Annotated in this window: 16 protein-coding genes; 5 read left to right on the top strand and 11 right to left on the bottom strand. The window is 46.8% G+C overall.

Annotated elements, in window-relative coordinates; genetic code table 11:
• The first annotated feature begins 419 nt into the window (after positions 1 to 419).
• Positions 420 to 1,802, top strand: coding sequence for a sugar porter family MFS transporter (locus tag FD47_RS11030; protein ID WP_008210235.1), 1,383 nt, complete (start codon positions 420 to 422; stop codon positions 1,800 to 1,802).
• A 119-nt stretch (positions 1,803 to 1,921) separates the two neighbouring features.
• Here the strand turns inward: FD47_RS11030 and FD47_RS11025 are convergent, their stop codons facing one another.
• Both FD47_RS11025 and FD47_RS11020 read right to left on the bottom strand, forming a co-directional pair.
• Positions 1,922 to 2,932 carry a CAP domain-containing protein gene (locus FD47_RS11025; protein WP_225352922.1) on the bottom strand — a complete coding sequence of 337 codons (1,011 nt, stop codon included), beginning with the start codon at positions 2,930 to 2,932 and terminating at the stop codon, positions 1,922 to 1,924.
• A gap of 204 nt (positions 2,933 to 3,136) precedes the next feature.
• Positions 3,137 to 5,824 (bottom strand): DUF5776 domain-containing protein, encoded by a 2,688-nt coding sequence (locus FD47_RS11020; protein WP_054735764.1) that lies wholly within the window; start codon positions 5,822 to 5,824, stop codon positions 3,137 to 3,139.
• A gap of 249 nt (positions 5,825 to 6,073) precedes the next feature.
• Between FD47_RS11020 and FD47_RS11015 the strand changes: the two genes are divergently transcribed.
• Entirely contained in the window at positions 6,074 to 7,045 is a 972-nt protein-coding gene (locus FD47_RS11015) for a matrixin family metalloprotease (RefSeq protein ID WP_054735767.1), read from the top strand.
• Positions 7,046 to 7,147: 102 nt separating this feature from the next.
• On the opposite strand, the gene FD47_RS11010 is transcribed toward FD47_RS11015, so the two are convergent.
• The 3 genes from FD47_RS11010 to FD47_RS11000 all read right to left on the bottom strand — a co-directional run bounded on the left by FD47_RS11010 (position 7,148) and on the right by FD47_RS11000 (position 10,679).
• Positions 7,148 to 8,692 (bottom strand): glycosyltransferase, encoded by a 1,545-nt coding sequence (locus FD47_RS11010; RefSeq protein WP_054735771.1) that lies wholly within the window; start codon positions 8,690 to 8,692, stop codon positions 7,148 to 7,150.
• A complete protein-coding gene (locus FD47_RS11005) occupies positions 8,689 to 10,251 on the bottom strand; it encodes a glycosyltransferase (protein WP_056980676.1) in 1,563 nt (520 codons plus the stop codon). The genes FD47_RS11010 and FD47_RS11005 overlap by 4 nt, the downstream gene beginning before the upstream one ends.
• A 119-nt stretch (positions 10,252 to 10,370) precedes the next feature.
• On the bottom strand, positions 10,371 to 10,679 hold the full coding sequence (locus FD47_RS11000; protein WP_040537427.1) for a hypothetical protein: 309 nt from the start codon (positions 10,677 to 10,679) through the stop codon (positions 10,371 to 10,373).
• A 312-nt stretch (positions 10,680 to 10,991) separates the two neighbouring features.
• Here FD47_RS11000 and FD47_RS10995 point away from each other — a divergent pair, with 312 nt between their 5' ends.
• The 3 genes from FD47_RS10995 to FD47_RS10985 all read left to right on the top strand — a co-directional run bounded on the left by FD47_RS10995 (position 10,992) and on the right by FD47_RS10985 (position 14,845).
• Positions 10,992 to 11,453, top strand: a complete 462-nt coding sequence (locus FD47_RS10995) for a nitroreductase family protein (RefSeq protein WP_054735781.1) — start codon at positions 10,992 to 10,994, stop codon at positions 11,451 to 11,453.
• Positions 11,454 to 11,547: 94 nt separating this feature from the next.
• Complete coding sequence (locus FD47_RS10990; RefSeq protein WP_056980675.1) at positions 11,548 to 12,510, top strand: type I phosphomannose isomerase catalytic subunit; 963 nt, start codon at positions 11,548 to 11,550, stop codon at positions 12,508 to 12,510.
• Between the two features lie 568 nt (positions 12,511 to 13,078).
• Positions 13,079 to 14,845 (top strand): carbohydrate-binding protein, encoded by a 1,767-nt coding sequence (locus tag FD47_RS10985; RefSeq protein WP_056980674.1) that lies wholly within the window; start codon positions 13,079 to 13,081, stop codon positions 14,843 to 14,845.
• A 124-nt stretch (positions 14,846 to 14,969) separates the two neighbouring features.
• On the opposite strand, the gene FD47_RS10980 is transcribed toward FD47_RS10985, so the two are convergent.
• From FD47_RS10980 to FD47_RS10955, 6 genes are all read right to left on the bottom strand, one after another.
• Positions 14,970 to 16,268 carry an MFS transporter gene (locus FD47_RS10980; protein ID WP_082620264.1) on the bottom strand — a complete coding sequence of 433 codons (1,299 nt, stop codon included), beginning with the start codon at positions 16,266 to 16,268 and terminating at the stop codon, positions 14,970 to 14,972.
• A 57-nt stretch (positions 16,269 to 16,325) separates the two neighbouring features.
• Positions 16,326 to 16,910: a 3-isopropylmalate dehydratase small subunit gene (gene leuD / locus FD47_RS10975; protein WP_008210221.1), complete on the bottom strand. Its 585-nt coding sequence runs from the start codon at positions 16,908 to 16,910 to the stop codon at positions 16,326 to 16,328.
• 1 nt (position 16,911) lies between these two features.
• A complete protein-coding gene (leuC, locus tag FD47_RS10970; RefSeq protein WP_056980672.1) occupies positions 16,912 to 18,285 on the bottom strand; it encodes a 3-isopropylmalate dehydratase large subunit in 1,374 nt (457 codons plus the stop codon).
• A complete protein-coding gene (gene leuB, locus FD47_RS10965; protein WP_054735793.1) occupies positions 18,263 to 19,342 on the bottom strand; it encodes a 3-isopropylmalate dehydrogenase in 1,080 nt (359 codons plus the stop codon). Before leuB ends, leuC begins: the two co-directional genes overlap by 23 nt.
• On the bottom strand, positions 19,342 to 20,505 hold the full coding sequence (locus FD47_RS10960) for a 2-isopropylmalate synthase (RefSeq protein ID WP_054735796.1): 1,164 nt from the start codon (positions 20,503 to 20,505) through the stop codon (positions 19,342 to 19,344). The genes leuB and FD47_RS10960 overlap by 1 nt, the downstream gene beginning before the upstream one ends.
• A 1,056-nt stretch (positions 20,506 to 21,561) precedes the next feature.
• Positions 21,562 to 21,949, bottom strand: a 388-nt coding sequence (locus FD47_RS10955) for a carbon-nitrogen hydrolase family protein (RefSeq protein ID WP_162260758.1), incomplete at its 5' end; no start/stop codon positions are given.

Here is a 21,949-nt window from a genome sequence, read left to right as displayed (position 1 = left end):
ATTACTTAAGAGATTTTAGACAGCTTCTTACAATCGTTATGGTAAACGATTACCTAAATAATGTCAATATTTTTATTTATCGCTTTATATCAGGAATTAATATAGATTCTTGTCTTGGTTAACGTTTACTTAGCAGATTTTAACTTATTTTTTTGCCACCCAAATTAACGAATACTGGCTTTTCAAATCACCAAAGCTAAATAGTTGTATATTTAATGACTTGTGCCACAATTAATTTTGAAAAGGAAAAAATATTTGCCACAATCTATTTGCAAAATCGGCGTCATCCATTGTTTTGTAAATGATTTTGTCCTTTTCAGCGAGAAAGGTGGTCTGTTTGCAAACGCTTGCATTTATGGTGAAAGGGTTTACAATAAGTAACCGTTCAACAAATTGTTTACCTGTAAGGGGGAATTTATATGCGTGCTAAGCACTTAAGCATTTTCTTCATCTTTGTTTTCGGTGCTCTGGGAGGCCTGCTATTTGGGTTTGATACTGGTATTATTTCTGGTGCCTCACCATTAATCGAAAGCAATTTTAATTTAAACATCGAGCAAACCGGGTTTGTTACCTCGTCTGTTTTGATTGGTTCATCAATCGGTGCGTTGTCAATCGGAACGCTGTCCGATCGATTTGGTCGTAAGCGGCTGCTATTATTTGCCTCAATCCTGTTCTTACTTGGGTCCGGCTTATCAATGACTGCCGGCGGCTTCGTTTCAATGGTTGTCGCCCGAATTATTCTTGGCTTCGCGGTTGGGTCTGCATCCGCTTTAACCCCTGCCTACCTGGCAGAATTAGCCGATGCCCCTCACCGTGGGTCACTGGGGACAATGTTTCAACTTATGATCACCGCCGGAATTCTGTTAGCTTACGTTTCCAACCTCGGTTTCTTACACCACAACTTGTTAGGAATTCGTGACTGGCGGTGGATGCTCGGGTCAGCTTTGATCCCAGCTGCCATCTTGTTCGTCGGTTCCTTGATTTTGCCAGAATCACCACGATTCTTGGTTGAAAAGGGCCGGGTTGATGAAGCTCGCGACGTCCTTCACCAACTTCGTAAGAAAACCAATGAAGATCCTGATAAGGAATTAGCTGACATTCAAAAAGTTGCCAGCTTACCAAAGGGTGGCATGAAGGAATTAGTTACCTTCGCGCGGCCAGCCGTTTGGGTTGCGATTGGCTTAATGCTGTTGCAGCAATTAGTTGGGATTAACTCTGTGATTTACTTCCTGCCGCAAGTCTTTATCAAAGGATTTGGCTTCCCAGAAAGCAACGCCATCTGGATTTCCGTTGGTATTGGGGTTGTCAACTTCGTCTGCACGATCTTGGCATACCAGATCATGGATAAATTCAACCGCCGGACGATTCTCCTATTTGGATCAGTCGTCATGGCCATCTCAATTGGAATCCTTTCCGTTCTGAACTTCACCTTGAGTGTTCAGGCCGCTGCGGTTCCAACCATGATTTTAATTGCGATTTACATCTTTGGTTTCGCCGTTTCATGGGGCCCAATTTGCTGGTTAATGCTCGGTGAAATCTTCCCATTGAACGTTCGGGGAGCCGGAAACTCAATCGGTTCAGCTGCCAACTGGATTGGTAACTTTATCGTTTCTCAATTCTTCCTGGTTCTCTTGTCAATGTTCCATAACAACGTTGGTGGCCCATTTGCCGTCTTCACATTCTTCGCCATTGTTTCAATCTTCTTCGTTATCTACGTCGTTCCGGAAACCCGGGGCAAGACACTTGAAGCAATCGAACTGGAAATGCGTCAGAAGGCTGCTTTGAAGAAGTCATCAAACTAGTATGACTATTTGAAAAGTCACTTTTCAGATTAGAAATATCCAAATAGGCGTCGTGCCAAATTCGTCAAAGGATTTGGCACGACGCCTATTTTGTCATGATTCGGATGTCATCAAACCAATTAATTAAAATCAGCTGCGGTCCATGTCGCCATGAAGCCGTTGGCATGCTGCTGCAGGGTTGCCCCCATCCCAATGGCGTGCAGCTCAGGGCTCAACAAAATTGCTCGGTGGCCCCAGTTCGACGCTGCGTCATCGTAAATGTATTCGTGAATATCACTTTTCGCAACGGAATCACTGGTGCTACTAGCCGACCAGACATTTTGAGAAAGGCATTCAGCACCAAAGCCCACCCCAAATTGGGGTGCTAACTCATCGGCAATGATGTTACCTTGAGCATCATAGTGGCTAAAATTACTTGGCAGCTGGGTTGACCGCTGCTGAGCCAGCTGATCTAATCCGGTTGACTCAGTGTATGGCTGTAACCCCCGCGCGGCCCGTTCCTGATTTAAGTATTTGAGAAAACTGGCCCGATAATCAGTCAGCGAAAATTTGCTTGCTGGGTTGGTCGTTGGCTGCACCTTGGTAACCGTCGACCCACCCTTGGTCGTTTGCGTTGTTTTCGTCCCGTCAGACCCATAGGTAACCGTGACGGTGGTATTGCCATCGCTTTCCCAAGTGACTTCAGTTCCCCCGTCATCAGTAGAATCGTTTCCGGTGGTGTCTGTGTCCGAATTAGCGTCCGTCGATGATGAAGACGCCGTGGATCGCGCCTGCTTGGCGATGATTTTGACTAAATTCCCCTGCCAAATCCAGCCGCTCACCTTCCCATTTCTGGAAATAATCGCATCGTATTTAGCCGTCTTGCCATTCGCTTTCTTGACCGTGGCCGTTCGATTCGAAAAAAAGACAGTGTGCTTAAAATGACCAGCGTCATGAATCTTCTTGCTTAATTTGGCCGTCGAATAAATCGCCCCCGTTTTGGCGTGGTAATCAGTTCCTGGTGTTTTAACGACTTTAATGACCCGATTGTGGCCCTTTGCCGCAGCAGTTTGATTCGCTGTGACACCCCCAAAAACAACTCCAAAACCCACGGCCACCAATGCAGCGGCCTTCATTGAATAACTTTTCAAAATGAACCTCATCCCCTCAGATAACGTTTTTAAGAATCATGTCAGATTACCGGAGTAACATAACATTACCATTATTCTATATTAAGTGAATGTGAATTGCTAGGCCGTTTTTTTATTCCTTTCATGAAAGAATCATAAAAACCGGCTCCCGATACTTTTAGCTGAAAGAGTATCAGGAGCCGGCCGATAGTTGTTATTTGGTTATCAATACTTGCCAGCAATCACAAACTTCTTGTTACCTGTGATGTAAGTCCCGTTTTCTAACTGAAAACGAGAAGTTAAGCCGTGATCCACAATATGCTTAACGCGTAAGTGAGTGCCTTTCTTATAAGCCTTTGCTTTCTTTGCCAGTGAAACGTTGTGGTAAGCAATAACCCCCTTGTGATTAATCACCGTGATGACCCTTTGCTTAGGCAGCATTGCATAATAAGCATTTTGAACATACTTGGTAGAAGCCGTAATGTAACCCTGCCGATTTCTGACGTACTTGCGCGTATATGGATTATACTGTTGGACTTTGTAACGTAATTTACCTGCTGCGTCCCGTTTATAACCCTTAACAACGAATTCTGCCCGGTTCACGCGTTTTGTCCGGGGATACTTGGCAATGCGATTTGCCTTCTTAAGGGTCGTTGCGCGATAAAGATAGATCGGCTTAATAGCGTAGATTGCAGCACCCTTTTGAGCCGCATAATTCGGCAAATCAGGTTGAGCAACCGTCCCAATTGAGCTGGTTGTATTTGAAGAACTGCTCGAACTACTTGAACTGTTGGATGACGAAGGACTGCCGGTTGAAGGGGTTGAAATAACTGTCGAGTTTCCAGAACCACCATTTGACGGAGCTGAATTAACTTTGACGTCGACACTTTTAGTAATTTCATTCCCGTTGACATCTTTAAATGTGTAAGTTAGATGCACCGTTCCAGTTTTAGTCGGCCGCTTTGAGTCACCAGATACTTGAATGTTTTTAGGATCAATCTTGGTGCCATTGGCATCGATTGCCGATTCAATATAACTCTTCGGATCCCACTTTGTGCCTAACGTGTAGGTTGGATTATTCTTAAGCGTAAGACTTCCCTTGGCATTTCGAACATCCACATTCGTTGTCGCTTTAATCAACTTTCCATTCTGATCTTTAAAGGTATAAGTTAATGTGACTTTACCGAGCTTAGTTGGTGCGTTTAATGCCCCCGAAACGTCAATTTTTGAATCATCCACTTTGGACCCATCAACATCAATTGCCGATTCAATATAACTTTTTGGATCCCATTTACTACCGACAATATAAATCGGGTTATCCTTAACCGTCAGAATGCCATCAGCATTCAACACTTTTACAGAAGTTTGTTTAGTAATTTCATTTCCATTTATATCTTTAAATGAGTAGGTTAAACTCACGGTTCCTGTTTTGGTTGGCTGTTCTGTGTCACCTGATAATTGAATATCCTTAGAATCAATTTTAGCGCCATTGGCATCGGTTGCCGATTCAATATAACTCTTTGGATCCCACTTTGTGCCTAACGTGTAAGTCGGATTATTCTTAAGGGTGAGACTTCCCTTGGCATTTCGAACATCCACATTCGTTGTTTTCGTAATAGAATTTCCATTTTTATCCTTAAAGGAATATGTTAGCTGAATGACCCCAACCTTAGTTGGTGTTGAAGAAACCCCCGTTACTTCAATATTTTTAGGATCAACTTTTGATCCATCCACATCTGTTGCCGATTTTATATAGCTCTTAGGATCCCATTCATTACCAATTATATAAACTGGATTATCGGCCAAATCAATCTGGCCTTCTTTTGTACTATTAACGAAAAACGTATAGGTTTGGCCGTCTGATTCAGTTTGCGAATCACCCCAAATTGAAGGTGTATAAGTCAATGATGAACTAGCATCAATTGGAGCTAGCCCAGTCGAGTCACTAACATCCCCCTTATAAAGCTTTAGTGTATCTGGTTTATAACCATCCAGCGAAACACCATACTTCGAGAGGTTATTAATAATATCCTGCACTTTAATAGTGCTTTCATTTTGCCCCACTATTGGAAATTGGTTGATAACTTGGTGAGTCACCGCATCCCGAATAACAAATTGATCGCGCACACTTATTGACTTCGAAGAAACATAGGTCAATGTTTTTTGGATCTGATCATAGCTAATTCCAGCAATGTATTGATCGGGTGCCCCATCAATAAAGCCGCTAGCCGTCAACGTTGGATAAGATGAGCCGTGGGATTGAAAGTCATTTGTCCCCGCAAACAAAACATCATCTTTGAGCTCTTGCTCGTTATTCGCATTAAGCAGGATAGTTGGATTATCTTGTGCGTCTTTGTCAGTACCGGTTTTAACATTTAAATTAAAAACCGGCCATTTTGATGAATCAGAAACCGTTGTTGCTTGTTTATTATTAGCCCCATCATTAGGCTGAAAATAGAAGACTTGGCGATCAGTGCCATCCTTAGTCGTTCCCAAATCGTATGCCGTTAATGACGTAATCGAATAGTTATAAGCTGGACTTTGCAACTTTTCCAAATACTGCCTTGCGGACTGTTGCGCATCCGCTAAGGTCATGGTTAGCGTTTTTGGCAGGACAACGTAAAACCCATAGAGTTCAGAATCAGTGTCCTTCCGTTCAGAATTATACGGATAAAGTGGCAATGTTGCTGTCAGATTAGTATAAATGTATCGAGCCCCATTAGTATCAGCATAGAAGTTGGTCAACGGCGGAAACTGTGTTAACTTGGTCGGCTTACTCGGCAATTGGCCATCTTCAACTGTCGCCGCTTGGATGATCATTGGTGGTGTCAGATTAACGCCAGCATATGTACCAACGGAGATTACCCCCACTGCAAAGATACTCGTTAATAAAAATCGATACTTTTTATTCATAAGTCTTAACCTCCCATAAATAAAGTATACCGATTTATGATGATTTCCAAATAAATCTTGCATAAGAATGTGTCTAACATTTCAATCATCAAATATTGGCGGATTTTAAAACAACCGTAGTCAATTTCTTGACAACCTTTACCCCTTCCCAATAAACTATTAGTAAGAATTCATCAGGGGATAAATGGATAAGCAAGTCCAAATCATTTTCGTGGTCAAAATTTTAATTCGGAAAGGATGTAATTTTTTATGAAAAAGCGAAAATTGATTTACATAGTCGCTTCAGCGTTTGCAGCAATGCTTTTCGGCTCATTTGGAAGTGCGATGTCCACGACCGTTCAATCTAAAGCTAACGTTCAAGCCACTAAGATTGTGGCAACCACGCCCACAAAATACTGGGTCAAGACCAACGTTTCCAACAAAGCCTACGCCTACACGGCAAAGTTGGGCAAAAAATTATTTAAGCTTAAAACTCACCAAAAGGTCGTCTTTACCAGCACGGTCCAGCGGAAAATCAAGGTAAACGGCCATTACCGGACCTATCGTTACGTTAAAGGCGACAACCTTAAAGGATGGGTCAATAGCGGCTATCTCACAGAAGCCAAGATTAACGAAACAACGACCACGACTCCGGCAGCCGGGACAACCACGACGACTGGTGGCGCTTCGACGGCAACTTCCACGGCAACCGTTAAAACGCCGGTCAAGGACCCCAACAAAACTTACACCCCGGATCAGGGGGTTAGCTGGCCGACAACCAATATTACCTACGCGTTCATCCCCGGTATGAGTGTCACTGAGAAACAGCTCTGGTACACCGCCGTGCAGGACTGGAACTCACTGGGCGTCGTTTCGCTCATTGAATCAGATGATTACAGTACCGCCAACATTAAGATTACCAACGTGGATTCCCGTTCCAGCGGTGCTGACGAAGACACGGTTGGGATTTCATACATCACCAGTTCCAAGGATAAGAACGCCGCGGGTTTTCAGACCATGAAGTCGGCCACAATCGGCATTCTTCCCGACCAGGTCATGAAATTCGGCTTTGACTATGCCTACACGCAGTTCATCGCGGTTCATGAATTTGGCCATGCATTAGGGCTGGCTCACAGCACTGATAAAGGCGACGTGATGTATCCTTACGAAGAGGATCCGGCAACCCAAAAGATTACCACTGCCGACCTGAACACGCTGCAATATCTGTATAACCGGCAATAATTTTTCCAACTAAATAGGGTGGTGACAACGATTTAAAGTTGTCACCACCCTATTTGTATGTCGATAGAAATGACGTTGTGATCCACGCAGCTTAAAGCCGCATTATTTTCGTTGACCGCCATTCAAAATTCCGGTCGTCTTCCACTGCTTCCAAATGTGTTTAGCATCGTAATCCTTTGCGCTGTTAAAGGCATTGGCGCCCATATCCTGCAATTGACGCCCCTTGGTCAGCAGCGCGATTACCTGTTGGGCGAATCCGTACAGATCCCCCGGCGCCATCAAGAAGCCGTTTACGCCATCCGTAATGATTTGCTTGGGACCAAAGTTGGTGTCAAAGGCCACCACCGGCAACCCGTGACTGAGCGCCTCGACCATTGCCAGTGGAAACGCATCCTGATGGGCAGCACTCACAAATACCTTGGCAGCGTCATAGGCCGGATCAATATCGGCGGTATAGCCGTTCAATTCAACGTGATCAGCGATTTGGAGCTGAGCAGCCAATTGATGAAGCGAATCCAGAAAGGCCTGGTCGCCAAATCCGCGAATATCCAGCACGGCATCGGGAACCTGCGGCACAACAAGTGCAAAGGCCCGCAACAGATTATCGACCCCTTTGTCAGCGCCCAATCGACCAGCGTAAATCACCCGATTGGCTTTCTGACGAGGAGAAACCGGCTGGGTTTTCAGGCGATCGTTTGGCACGTAGGCTCCGGGGATAACGGTAATCTTGATGTTTCTTCCCTTACCCTTCTGATGCTTGAGGCGAATTCGAATCTGGTTCGCTTGCGACTCGGTCATTGTGATCAGGCCGTCCAGCTTATCAAGATGGTTGAAGACCTCCTGATAACTAGGCTCCAAATCAGAATGAACCAGGTCTTCGGGATTAGCCGCGTGCAGGATCGGGAAGAATAGGTATTTCTTGGCCCGGGTCTTCATGTGCAGCATGGGAATGTCAGTTGCCACCGGCCGATCAGCAATGAAGACGTTTTGGCCTTTGACTTGCTGATTCAACTCATCGAGAAAGAACGTAAACAGGTCATCTTCGGTGTTGAAGTAGTAATCGTTGCCCCGATAGTTAATCAGATGAAAGTTAAAGAGCACCTTTCCCCGATGGTCATCGGTCACTTCATAGAAGCGTTCCAAGGCCCGGGTGCCATCCTGATGATAGAGAATCTCGGTGTGCGGATCGCCATCGAAATCCAGGAACTGGGTCGCGGATTTAAAGCCGCGAGAATCCCATAGGTCCCGTTTAACCACATGGCCAAAGGCGTCGAAATGGTCCACCGACGCAATTTCGCCAACCCGTCCCGGCGTATGATGAATTTCAAAGGCTAAGCGACCGCCATCAAACGCCTGGGTCACATCACTGCCATAGTGCAGCTGGTAGCGAATCGGCACCTTCAAGGTTTTGACACTGGTGGTTTTCTCAGTCACGTCCGTAGTCCCTTGAAAATAGTCGTACATATTGAGAACATCATCCTGATTGAGCCCAAAGGTCGCGGCATTTAAATGACCTAAATTGTCATAATCCCGGGTGACAATCTTGGCGTTCACCCGTTCATGCTTAAATAACGCCAATCGTTTAAATTCGACGTGTTCAACACTGGAATTCAGTGCTTTAATATATTGGTTTAAAAAGTAAATCATGCGTGGACCTCGATTCTTTCGGGAATTTGACCGTTCTTTTCAGCATCCTTAATGAGCGGCAGCCAGTCTTTCCAGATTGCATCTGCGGAGTAGTGCCAACTATCCTTATAGGCATTCTCGCTAAATGCCGCCAACTTCTTAGGATCACTCAGCAGGTCAATGATTCGATCTGCCAACTGGTCAACGTTACGACTTTCAACTAAAAAGCCGTCCTTGCCATCGGTCACCACATCCCGCGGTCCATATTTAATATCACTCGCCACAATCGGCAGCCCGTGAGCTTGGGCCTCAACCAGCGTTAACGGCAGCCCCTCGGCACGACTTGGCAAAATCAACAGCTGGGCTTTGTCGTAGACCGCGCCAATATCCTTGGTATAATCGTGAAACACAATGTCATCGTTAAGGTTCAGTTCATCCACTAATTTGGCGAGATACTTGTCATAATCACCGTTAGAATATCCCCAGAAATCCAGGGTGGCATCCGGCACGGCGTTAAGGACCTTTGGCCAAGCCTTAATCAGAATGTCCTGTTGCTTTTCATCTGACAGTCGCGCCACCATAATGACTGATTTAGGATTGCGGTCCGTCCACTTAACATGCGGCCGGTCCAAAATTGCCTGGTCGGTCACCGCACCGGGAATCATATAGACGTTTGGTTTAACCTTACCAAATCGCTCGGTAAAATCATCGTACTGCCACGGCGTCAACGTGGCGATTCCGTCCCAGCGCCGGCGGTTTTCCAGCATATACTCATAGTTGTAGTTAAAATCAGAGTGCATGTGGTCGGTGCCGGAGTTCACGTGGTTATTGTGCAGATACATCACCGTATAAATTGGCGTCTGCATCTGCTGGACGGCATACGCCAGCTCATAAGCCCGATCACAGATCAGCACGTTGGCTTTACCGGTCGACAAGTTCAGCTCATCCAAGAAGAAGGTCGTTAAATCTTCAAAGGTCGCAAAATCGTAGTCCTGGCCATGATAATTAACCACTTCATGCAGGGATGTTTCAATGGTGCCATCCCCTCGCGGCTGGGTGTACCGTTGAATAGCAACTTCCCCGTTTGGCTTGAGAATCTGCTCGGTCACTAACTGGGTGCCGTAAGAATAAAACTGCTCTAACGCCGCAAACCCGCGGCTATCGTAGCGCACCATCCGCACGGGCCGGCCGTTAAATCCGGAATACTGAACCCAGTCGATGCGGTCGTCTGTTTCGGACTTCTGCCCAACAATCATGACTAATTGATCACCAACGTAAACGTCGGTTTTGGTTGGTTCCTTTTCCGGCTTCAGAACCGCGTCCGCCGGCATTTTCAGGTCGTGAATGGTCAGCTTGCGTGGCTTAACATGGATTGCGTCCTGAAAAAAATCGAACAGGTTGACAAACTGATCGTCAGAAATTCCGGCGTCAGCGGTCACATCATGAAGATCCAGTGCCAACTGGCGGGTAATAATTTTGGCAGGAACCTGTTTTTCATTGAACAGCTTCAACCGCTTGATTTCAGCGTGTTCAATCCCGGATTTTTTGAAACTTATATTGTCATCAAAGAAAAAATACATAAGCAACTCCTTAGTTCATTTTCGAAAAAAATAAGGGACTATGGACCCCTTGCGATTCAGCCCATACCCCCATATTATATCGTGTTTTGGTCACAAAAATCACCTCACCAGCGAGCTGATCAATCAGCCTGCTGATGGCCGGCATCCTCAATACCGGCTTGAGCGATTTGTTTCTCAATTTGCTTCAGTTCAATAAATGCCCCCGTTTCGGCAGCGTAGGCCTTTTTGCCAACCGCCGAAATTAATGTTGAAAGCTCTTGGGGAATCCGATAAGGTTTATCAGGATCTCCATAGGGAATGGCGATGACCACCACCGCGCCGTCACTTCCCAATTGGGCGACGTAAGTGTTGTCTGCATGCCGGGATGCTTCGCGGTTGAAAGCAACGAAAGCATCGTTAAGGCGATCAGAAATCTGTAAATTGTCCATCAAAAAATAACTCCTTACGGCTAAATTGCACTTGATCCATTTTGTCACATTATACACTGTCAGCCGCGTTTGTCCGCCATTGTTAAAAAAATGACTTAAAACGTTAAAGTTGTTACTTATTTGCAAAGAACCCCTTAACAAGCCACCCACCGATTAATCATCGATGATGGGCTTAAAACACCCTTTCCATTATACCAGATTTCAGCTGCCCGTCATTGCCTATTCAAAAGCGCTTACAATTTAGGGTAACGTCTCACGCAAATATGGTCTAAAATGGGGTTGTACCTACAATAGATTGGGGAGTGTTTTAATATGGAAACCTTTAAAATGATTCAGGCACGAAAAGCCATTCGCAAATACCGTGACGAACAGATTAGCGACGATCAGCTTCATGAACTATTGGTTGCCGCCAATGCCGGCCCGGTTGGCATGGGCCGCTATGAAAACTACCGCCTAACCGTCATCCAGGATCCTCAAGTTCTTGGAAAATTAACCGGCATTTACGGCGCGCCAACCGTGATCGTGATTTCAGTGGCAAATGGTGATACCGCCGAAGCCCTCTCCGCCGGCGCAATCGCCCACAACATTGAATTAGCCGCGGAAGATCAGGGCTTAGGTGCCAATTACAACATGGCCAGCCTGGAATCAATTCCGTCAGAAACGGTGCCCGATGGTTTCAAACCGATTTTTGCCGTTACCATTGGTCAAACTGACGAAGCCTTTACACCCCGGGAAGTTCCGTTAGACCGGATTAAGACAAACATTGTGAAGTAACCATTTGCAGCAGCGATTAATCAAGATTAAAAAAAATAAGCAGTCCGGCAAATGCAACAACGTGCCGCATTCCGGACTGAAACTGGAGGCACATATGTCATTAGACGCAGCACCTTTATTACTCAAAGCGGCCTTGCATGAAAAAATGTGGGGCGGCACAAGATTACAAGATTACGGGTTTCAACTACCCAGCGACCACACCGGTGAAGCGTGGATCGCCTCCGCTCATCCCCACGGTCCCAGCACCGTGATGAACGGTCCCTTTGCCGGCAAGACGCTTGGTGATGTCTGGCAAACCACCCCGGAACTATTTGGCGGCCACAAAGACGGCCAGGCATTTCCACTGCTGGTTAAAATTTTGGACGCCAACCGGGATCTGTCAATTCAGGTCCACCCAGACGACGCCTATGCGCAAGCTCACGGAGATCTGTACGGCAAAACCGAAAGCTGGTATATCCTGTCAGCGAAGCCCGGTGCCCAACTTTATTACGGGCACACGGCCAAAACTCGCGATGAGCTTAGCCAGGCCGTCCATAGTGGCCACATCCGGGATATTTTACGGACGATTCCGGTTAAAGCTGGTGAATTCTATTACGTTCCGGCCGGCACCCTCCACGCGTTAGGGACCGGTATCGTGGCTTTGGAAACCCAACAGAGTTCTGATATGACGTTCCGGTTTTACGATTTCGACCGGGTTGATCCCAGCACCGGCAAGAAGCGTGATCTGCAAATCGATGAGGCCCTCGCCGTGACGATGGTTCCCCATCACGATCCGCAGATCACCCCGACCACAACGCAGGGCGACAACTACCAACTCAACACATTGGTATCAGCTACCTACTTCACGGTGGAGAAACTCGTCGTCACGGGCAACGCTCAGCTCACCCAAAGCCACCACTATATGATTCAAACGGTCATCGACGGCTCCGGTACCCTGCGCGTTAATCATGTCGACTATCCGGTTAAGAAGGGCACCACGTACCTGTTGCCGGGTCCTGTTAAGGACTATCAGTTATCAGGAGATCTAACCATTATTGGTAGTTTTGCAAACAAATAAGCAAAACTACCTTGCAGCTTTGCATCGAATTTATTCGAAAGAGCGCCCAAAAGTTGATTAACCGTCGGGCGCGCCTCGCAACAATATCACATTTTGTTAAGTCATATTCGAATATAAAATGAACGGCTGGGACATAAGCGTATATTGTCTCAGCTTTTTCTCGCTTATTCGAATAATATATTGACAAAACGTGCGACGAAAAGCAACTTCCTGCCAACTTATACTCTAGAAGTTCACCGCTTTCTGTCTCACTTTTTGATAACGGCAAAGTACCGCCTCTACGTCTCCTTGAACAGATAGGCCATGAATCGTTCATAACTCGATTTACCAGTCTGTTTCATAAATCAGAAACGGCGGATTATATTAATAAACATTTATATAGCTTTTACTAAAACATGTCGGATACGATAACTATTTTACCAAATATAGTGATTGTAACCATTTATGATAACGCTTACGATTGAACTATTGATTAGGCCTAATCGATTATTAAACTATCCGAACTGACGGATTTGTCTTTCGAGACAATCAATGAATTCGCCAATATCGGGATATGAGAGGGATTATCATGACATCAAAGAAATTGGCAACCATTCTTGGAATGGCGGTCATCGCTGGTGGATTGGCATGGGGGTATGCAAACCGCGCAAGTGCAAACGCACAACAAATCACGATTAGCACAACGACACCAATTCGCTCAACCGCTGACCACGTTGCCTCCGGAGGACTTTATGGCCTCTACGATGGCAATACACCGAATGCAGATCTATTATCACCACTAAAACCAAAGACATTTACCCAGTCACCTCCTGACGGCGGTCAAATTCCAAATGGCGAACCGGGTCCTGGCGGCGACTTCCTGAAAGTTGCCCCACTGGCCCATAAAGTGGGCGCCAAGGTCATCGTCCGGCTACCGGATATTTATCCAAAGTGGCCTTACAACTATAGCAACGAGCAGGATTGGTTAAATCGGGTGACTAAGATGGTCACCCAGGTTAAAAATTCAGGAAACGCTGACGACGTTTACGCATTTGAACTTTGGAATGAGCCCAATGGTACGTGGCAAGGTGTTAACGGCAACGGCCACGACTCTGGATGGGGCGATTTTTATCAGGTATGGCGCGATACTTACCACACCGTTAAATCAATCATGCCAGACACCAAGATTGTCGGACCAAGCCTGAATAGCTGGCAGCCTAACTACATGAAGGGATTCTTGACAATGGCCCGCGATAGCAACACCTTACCGGACATCGTGAGTTGGCATCAATGGGGGGCAGCTGCATTCCCTAAGCAAGCAGCTGACTTCGAAGCCATGGAAGATTCCCTGGGGATCAAACAACGGCCAATCAGCATAAACGAGTACGGTGAACAACAGGAGCTGGCCGTTCCTGGGCAAATGATTCACTACATTCAAAACTTTGAAAACGTGCCTACGGTTGACAGCGCCGATTTGGCATTCTGGTACAACTACGGCCGCATGGACAATCTTCTGACAGACAAGCAACAGCAAAACGGCGGGTACTGGCTCTATAAGTGGTACGGCGACATGAGCGGCCAAATGGATAAAACCAGCACTTTTGCATCAAATGGGACGCTGGCCAGCGTTGCTAACACCAATAAAAATAGCGGCCGCACATCGGTTATCTTTGGCGGCGTTAACGGCGATACTACGGTCCATGTCACTGGATTATCAGGCAAATCGGCAAATGTTACCCTGAGCGCAACGCCTTGGTACGGTGTTGACACCGCGGTTAAAGCGCCGACCACCCTTGGTAAGGGAACCGTCGCCATTAAGAACGGTCAAATTTCTGTTCCGGTCAAGAGCATGAAAGCCGCCTCCGGTTACCAGTTAGTTGTCGAGCCAGGCAAATCGGGTCAACAGGCTTACCGCCAAACAGCTTCTCAACCTACCGATAATGGTATTCGTGTCGAAGCTGAGGACGGTACCCTTTCTGGTAATTACACGGCAATTTCTGGCAGCTACGCATCAGGTAATATGTTTATCGGTGCCAAGGATCATCAAGTAACGGCCGGAAGTGCTGATTTCTTGACTGTCAAAGTGCCAAAGGCCGGGCACTACCTGACAACCATTGGTTATGCAAATGGCGGTGCCACCGCAACAGCCAACGTTTCAATCAATGGTCATTCTCAAAAAGCTGCCGTTTTTGAAAACACAACTGGGTGGATGACCGCCGTCCCAAATGTTCACGGGACACGTCAAACCATGCAGTATGGAGATGTCAGCTTAAAGAAGGGCGTTAATCACGTTAAGATTGAAGCTCTGACAAACTCAGCTGAACTGGATTACATCTTATTTACCCCAATTAAATAGCAATTCATATCGACCATTAAATTGTGAATTTCCAGTTGGTTACAAAATAAGACGGAAGATCAGTTGTTCCAAAACGGAACAATTAATCAACCGCCTTATTTTTTGATAAATTTTCGGACCCGCGTTACCCAATATCCTTTTGATTGGTTTCATCACCAAATACCCAAACGACAATTCCGGCGAACAGCGCGATTCCACCAATCGTCCAGAAAATCATGTCAGGACTGGTAACTTTTAGCATCCAAGCCACCACGATGGGCATTGCCACCGTGAAGAGTTTGGCAGCGCCATTGGCAATGCCTGAGCCTCTGAATCGGAATTTCGTTGGAAAGAGCTCAGCGACATAAACAGCGATGACTGACGCCATCAAGACGTAGAAGCAAACTTCCAGCAGGAACCCGATTGTGATCACCCCGGCAACGTTGGCTTGCTGACCATACATAAAGCCGAAGACGGCGGTCATGATAAATGCCGGCACAATCGTCTTTTTCCGGCCAATTCGATCGATCAGGTAAGCCCCGACCGCACATCCCACAGGGGCGCCGATCATCATGAAGGCTGACATCCAAAGGGAACCGGAAATGTTAATACCCCGATTACTCAAAAGGGTTGGCACCCAGGAGGTGAAGGTGTACTGACAGATGATGGTTGCTGAAGCGGCAACGGTTGCGACAAACAAGCTGATCCACATCGAGTGGTGAACGACTTCGCGCTTCTTAGGCTTGGCTTCACTCACGTCATCGTTGACACCGTTGACCTCAAGTTTTTCAATAATGGCGCGGGCTTCATCATCCCGCCCGTGGGCCATCAGCCAACGAGGAGATTCTGGGATGTTTCGGCGTAGATACCACAAGATTGCGGCGATCACGCCGACGCCCATGAACATCACCCGCCAACCAAACTTGGGAATAATGGCACTTGCGAGAATCATCGTCACCGGCGCGCCACAATTGGCAACCAATGACGTGGTCGCACACCACTTGCCCCGACTATGGATTGGCGCAAATTCGTTGACCATTGAGTAGCCGGTCACAATTTCCATCCCCAGGCCGATACTGGACATCAAGCGACAGAAAATCAGGAAATCCATGTTCGGTGAAAAGGCCCCTAAAAAGGTGAAGCCCCCAAACATCAGCAAGTTAATCTGGTAAGCAATCCGCCGCCCCTTCAAGTCACCGACAAAGCCGGCAACGATTGAACCGATGAACAGGCCTAAAAATCCAGACGACAAGAAGTATGAATTCTGCTGCAATGTTGACCAGTTATCCTTCAGGACAGTGGTGGCCACGGCGCTGGCGAGGTATACGTCAACCGCATCGAGGAACATGCCCCCGGCAACCAGCGCGAATATTTCATAAAATAATGGTGATTCCTTTGTTCGGTCAATTCGACCTTGCAAACTCATTGGTGTTTCCATGGGCATCAGCCTCCAATAATCATGTATTTTTCTCTCATTTAAGTATTAGTTAAAGCTTAAGTATTAGTTAAAGCTTGGAATTTTCGCTTCGTAATCTTCAATTTGCTGCTCGTAATTCATGGTGATGCCGATATCATCGAGACCGTTAACAAACTTATGCTTCCAAAGTGGGTCAATGTCAAAGTGGAACGTCTTGCCGGCGTATCGAACTTCCTGATTCGGCAAATCAACGGTGATCTTGGCGTCAGCAGGTGCCTGAGCTAAAAATTCCCGCTCGTCTTTAGGTAAAATAATGGCTAATAATCCGTTTTTGGTACTATTCATATAGAAGATATCACTGTAGCCGCCGGCAATTACCACCCGGAATCCCCAGTCTTTAAGGGCCCAGACGGCGTGTTCACGAGACGATCCGCAGCCAAAGTTTTCACCGGAAATTAAGATCTCGGCGCCCTGGCGTTCCGGCTTATTTAAAATGAAGTCGGGATTGGGCTTGTTCGGCTTTTCGTAGCGCCAATCGTAGAACAGATTCTTGCCATAGCCGGTCTTTAAAATGTTTTTCAAAAATTGCTTGGGAATTAAAATATCGGTATCAATATTGTCCCGCATAATCGGAATCGCCGTGCTGTCAATCGTTGTAATTTTTTCCATGTTAGATCTGCTCCTTTCGAATGTCGACGAAGTGGCCGTTAATTGTGGCTGCCGCAACCATTGCTGGGCTGGCAAGATGCGTTCTGGCGCCAACTCCCTGTCGGCCTTCAAAGTTTCGGTTGGTGGTTGACGCACAGTGCACGCCCGCCGGCACCTGGTCGGGGTTCATGGCCAAACATGCGGAACAACCGGGTTCCCGCCATTCACAACCCGCGTCTTTGAAAATTTGGTCAATGCCGATCTTTTCGGCCTGCTCCTTAACCGTCCGGGATCCGGGAACCACCCAGGCAGTCACACCATTGGCAATGTGGTGGCCCTTCATATATTGAGCGGCAATCTTCAAATCAGATAACCGTCCGTTGGTACATGATCCGAAGAATGCCCATTGAATTGGGATGTCCTTGGGCTTGTCACCCGGTTTCAAACCAATGTAGTCGTACGCCTTCTGGTCATCCTCATCCTTAATGGCTGGAAAGTCGCCAGTAACCGGAATGGCCATGCCGGGATTGGTTCCCCAGGAAACGTAAGGCGCCAGATCGCTGACATCAAAATCAATGATTTTATCGTACGCTGATTCATCATCAGTCGTGAATTGCTTCCAGTATTCAATCGCTTTGGCCATATTCTTGGGCGCGTATTTGCGACCGGAAACGTAGTCGAAAGTCTTCTGGTCAGGCTGGATGTTTCCCATCTTGGCGCCGCCTTCAACGGCCATGTTACAGATGGTCATCCGCCCTTCCATACTCATATCGCGAATGGTATCACCGTAAAATTCAGCGGCATAGCCAACTCCAAACGCCACACCTTCCTGGGCAATGATGCCCATAATGATGTCCTTAGCAAACACGCCCTTGGGCAGCTTGCCATGCACGTGAATGCCCATGGTCTTAGGCTTGGTCTGCCAAATTGTCTGCGTTGCTAAAACGTGTTCGACTTCACTGGTACCGATCCCAAAGGCAATCGATCCAAACGCTCCGTGAGTGGAGGTATGAGAATCGCCACAAACAATCACCATGCCGGGTTGGGTCAGCCCCAACTGCGGGCCAATCACGTGAACGATTCCCTGATCTTCATCACCCATCCCGGCGAGGCGAACGCCAAATTCATCGGTATTTTTCTTCAGGGTGTCAATCTGCTTTCTGGCAATGGCATCCTGAACGTTGAAGATGTCTTTAGTGGGCACGTTGTGATCCATTGTCGCAAACGTCTTATCGGGACGGCGAACCTTACGATGATTTTCCCGTAAGCCCTCAAAGGCCTGTGGTGACGTAACTTCATGGACCAGCTGCAGATCAACGTAGATCAATTGTGGTTCCCCCGGCTCACCGGTAATGACATGTTTATCCCAGATTTTATCGAACATCGTTTTCGACATAAGCGTTCCTTCTTTCACGAATTTTGTTAATAATTGCGTCAGTTACTTCCGTGGTTGACGCGGTGCCGCCTAAGTCAGGCGTCACATTACCACTTTCAATGACGGCGTCAACGCTTTGATTGATTTGATCGGCCAAGTCGGGACGGTCAAAGGTGTGCGTTAACATCATCGCCACTGAATTAATCATCGAAAGCGGGTTGGCAATGCCCTTTCCGGCAATGTCGGGAGCGGATCCGTGGATCGGTTCGTAGAGAGCCGGGCCATCCGTCCCGCGACTCATTGAAGGAATAGTGCCAAGTGACCCGGTAATTTCGGCGGATTCATCACTGAGAATGTCACCAAACATGTTCTCGGTTAAAATGACGTCGAACTGTTCCGGGGCGCTGATAATTTTCATGGCCGCAGCGTCAACGTAACTGTTGTCGTAGCGGACTTCCGGATACTCGGCGGCCACATCGCTGACCACCCGCCGCCAGAGATTGCTGGTGGCCAAGACGTTGGCTTTATCAACCATCGTGACGTGCTTGTTGCGTTTCATCGCCATTTCGAAGGCGACGCGGGCAACCCGCCGAATTTCATCGGTTGTGTAGCGCATGGTGTCAATCGCGTGGTGATCGTCAATTTCCCGTGGTTTGCCAAAGTAGATGCCGCTTGTTAATTCACGGACAATCACAAAATCCACCGGTTCAACCTGCTTAATTGGTGAGTACTTCTGCATCGCCTGGCTAATCGCCGTTGGCCGGATGTTGGCAAGCAGATTGAGTTCCTGGCGAATCTGCAGTAAGCCCTTTTCAGGCCGCTTAGGGGCGTCGTCCCACTTGGGGCCGCCAATTGCGGCAAGTAAAACCGCGTCACTGTTCTTGGCAGAATCCAGGGTTGCCTGTGGCAGCGGGTCGCCCTTTTGATCGATGCCGGCACCGCCAAAGGGCTGCTCATCAATCTGATAGTTAAATTCATCCTCACTGACAGCCTTTAAAACGGCCAAGCCGGCCTTCATGATTTCAGGCCCAATATAGTCACCAGGTAATACGGTAATTTTTGCAATTTGACTCGTCATTAATGAACGGCCTCCTTAACTTGGTTCATAATCACTCGAAGATCATCTTCACTGATAATTGATTTGGTATCGGCCATCCGCTTGAAGACTGGGAAAATATCCTTCATGGCGGCCCGATCAACGTTGAAACCAATCTTATTCAACTTCGCCATCACGGCATGGGAACCTGACAATTTTCCAAGTGGCAGCGTCGTCTTCTTGGCACCAACTGATTCAGGGGTAAGAATTTCGTATGTTTGTGGGTTCTTGAGCATCCCATCTTGATGAATGCCGGATTCATGGGCGAAGGCGTTGGCACCAACCACGGCCTTATTATGAGGAACCGGCATGTTGGCAAAATCACTGATGATGTCCGACACGTGCTTGGTTTCTTTAAGGTTGATGTTGTCGGTTGCTTGATAGTAATCTTTACGAACGTAGAGGGCTGCGGCAACTTCTTCCAAGGCAGCATTTCCGGCCCGCTCACCAATTCCGTTGATGGTCCCTTCAATTCGGGTCGCCCCATTTTCAATGGAAGCCAAGCTGTTGGCAACGGCCATTCCCAGGTCATCGTGGCAGTGGACGGAGAAGGTGATGTCGTCAAATTCCTTGACGTTTTCCCGTAGGTTCTTGAACAGCTGAGCAAATTCAACCGGGTTCGTGTAACCAACGGTGTCGGCGATATTAATAACGGTTGCCCCGGCATGAATGGCGGTTTCAATGGATTCAACTAAGAAATCAGGTTCCGTCCGGGTCGCGTCTTCTGGTGAGAATTCAATAATGTCGAAGAATTGATGGGCGTAAGAAACGGAATCGTGAATGGATTGAATGACCTGTTCCTTGGTCATATGAAGCTTGGATTCACGGTGAATCGGGCTGGTCGCAATGAAGACGTGGACTTGTTTGTTGACGGCGTCCTTCGTTGCTTTGACACAAGCGTCGATGTCGCCTTTCCGGGCCCGGGCTAAGCCGGTTACCTGGGTGTGCTTGACGGCCCGGGAGACGGCTTGGACGGCTTCAAAATCTTCGGGGGAAGCCACGGGGAAGCCGGCTTCAATGACGTCAACGCCCCACTTTTCAAGGGCTTGGGCAATTTGAACCTTTTGTTCAACACTGAAGTTCACACCAATGGTCTGTTCACCGTCACGCAATGTGGTATCAAAAAATTGAATTTGTTTTGTCATAATTAAGATCTCCTTTAAGTTTAGTTTGCCGAAAAATTATAAGAAAAAAGTACCACCAGTAATCTGGGGTACTTTGCGGCCCCATTGTTTCGCAAATAGGACCCGACGAAAATGTCAGAGTCCTGTTTAGAGTAATAAGACTAATAAGGTAGTTGCTTCAAATGATGCCTGTTCAGTTGTCAGGGTATAAATTGATTTGATTGTCATTTGAAACAACTCCTTTCGTTTTAAGATGATGCAATTCTAAGATGTGGTTTTATGTCGTGTTGCTGTGCTGCTATGTGTTTAAAATGTTGCGCTTTCGGATGCTGATCCGAATATGTGTTTATGTTAGTGGAAAGCTCAAGATCGGTTTAGGACCATAAATGCGGCCAACTCACATTCGTTGTTAATGTCATTTGATGCATGTCAACCATCTCCCATTTAAAGTTTCAATTTGATAAAAAAACGCCCCTTCCAGCCGAAGCTGAAAAGGACGTTTTCACGTGTTACCACCTAAATTTGTAATCCACTCGCATGAATTACCTCGATGAGTACCATTTTAAGTAAGATACTCAGACATTCATAAGGGAAGTCACTCCCAAGTCTCTCGAAAAAGGCTTTCGCTCACATGCACTTTCAACTACCAGGAAGATACATCCTTCCATCAACGATGCTTGCTTGAAACTTCGCTGGCGGCTACTGAACATGTGATTAACACGTCGTTTATCAAATTGAATGGTGCAAGTATACATAGAAAATCAGGGAGTTGTCAACCGTATTTTAATAATTTTCTTTTCGTTTTCCAATGATTCGGGTAACGGTTGCTCACAATATAATAAGCATATCTACATATAAAATTGCAACTATTTATAACTGCGATCAAGGATGATTTCTGCTATTTAAGGGATTCATAGCATTGTGTACAACAAAAGCATAATCTCTTAATTAATGTTTTTCCGATCCCCAGCAATTTTAAAATTGCTCGAAATTGCGCCTAATAAATGAGAACAATTAGGGTTATCCCTAACCTTATTTGAGATTAAAATGAGAATATCACCCTACTTCTCACACTTTTTAGCCGATTTGCTCGGCGTCATTCGTCCCCGTTTTCGGATTTCGCGGATAAGCGGTTCCTTGGACAGCCCATCTTTGAGCATAGGTTTCAGGATGTGCATCTTGATATATCGAGTAATAGCCATGGCGTAACGCCTCCGTCTGTTGATAATCAATTTCCGCATGAATGTACCCCGCGGTTTCGGTATCGATTGCTGCGATTGGATTTCCAAGCGGCCCGATGATTTTGCTGTGACCAAAGAAGTCCAGTGACTTATCAAAACCAATCCGATTAGCGGCGGCAATCGGAATAATATTGTGCAGTGCCCGGGCCCGAACGCACAGTTCCCAATCATTGACCCGCGGCCGTTCCCAATTGGTGAAGTGAACCCTGCAAGTTGGACACTTT

It is taken from the genome of Lentilactobacillus parafarraginis DSM 18390 = JCM 14109, assembly GCF_001435895.1.
Taxonomy (GTDB): Bacteria; Bacillota; Bacilli; order Lactobacillales; family Lactobacillaceae; genus Lentilactobacillus; species Lentilactobacillus parafarraginis.
This window is presented reverse-complemented; position numbering and strand designations above follow the sequence as displayed.

Coding starts and splice junctions, on each gene's coding strand:
- FD47_RS11000 (WP_040537427.1), bottom strand. CDS start 10,679: ATGGACAATTTACAGATTTCTGATCGCCTTAACGATGCTTTCGTTGCT.
- FD47_RS10985 (WP_056980674.1), top strand. CDS start 13,079: ATGACATCAAAGAAATTGGCAACCATTCTTGGAATGGCGGTCATCGCT.
- FD47_RS10960 (WP_054735796.1), bottom strand. CDS start 20,505: ATGACAAAACAAATTCAATTTTTTGATACCACATTGCGTGACGGTGAA.
- FD47_RS11010 (WP_054735771.1), bottom strand. CDS start 8,692: ATGATTTACTTTTTAAACCAATATATTAAAGCACTGAATTCCAGTGTT.
- FD47_RS10990 (WP_056980675.1), top strand. CDS start 11,548: ATGTCATTAGACGCAGCACCTTTATTACTCAAAGCGGCCTTGCATGAA.
- FD47_RS11030 (WP_008210235.1), top strand. CDS start 420: ATGCGTGCTAAGCACTTAAGCATTTTCTTCATCTTTGTTTTCGGTGCT.
- FD47_RS11020 (WP_054735764.1), bottom strand. CDS start 5,824: ATGAATAAAAAGTATCGATTTTTATTAACGAGTATCTTTGCAGTGGGG.
- leuC (WP_056980672.1), bottom strand. CDS start 18,285: ATGTCGAAAACGATGTTCGATAAAATCTGGGATAAACATGTCATTACC.
- FD47_RS10995 (WP_054735781.1), top strand. CDS start 10,992: ATGGAAACCTTTAAAATGATTCAGGCACGAAAAGCCATTCGCAAATAC.
- FD47_RS10980 (WP_082620264.1), bottom strand. CDS start 16,268: ATGCCCATGGAAACACCAATGAGTTTGCAAGGTCGAATTGACCGAACA.
- leuD (WP_008210221.1), bottom strand. CDS start 16,910: ATGGAAAAAATTACAACGATTGACAGCACGGCGATTCCGATTATGCGG.
- leuB (WP_054735793.1), bottom strand. CDS start 19,342: ATGACGAGTCAAATTGCAAAAATTACCGTATTACCTGGTGACTATATT.
- FD47_RS11005 (WP_056980676.1), bottom strand. CDS start 10,251: ATGTATTTTTTCTTTGATGACAATATAAGTTTCAAAAAATCCGGGATT.
- FD47_RS11015 (WP_054735767.1), top strand. CDS start 6,074: ATGAAAAAGCGAAAATTGATTTACATAGTCGCTTCAGCGTTTGCAGCA.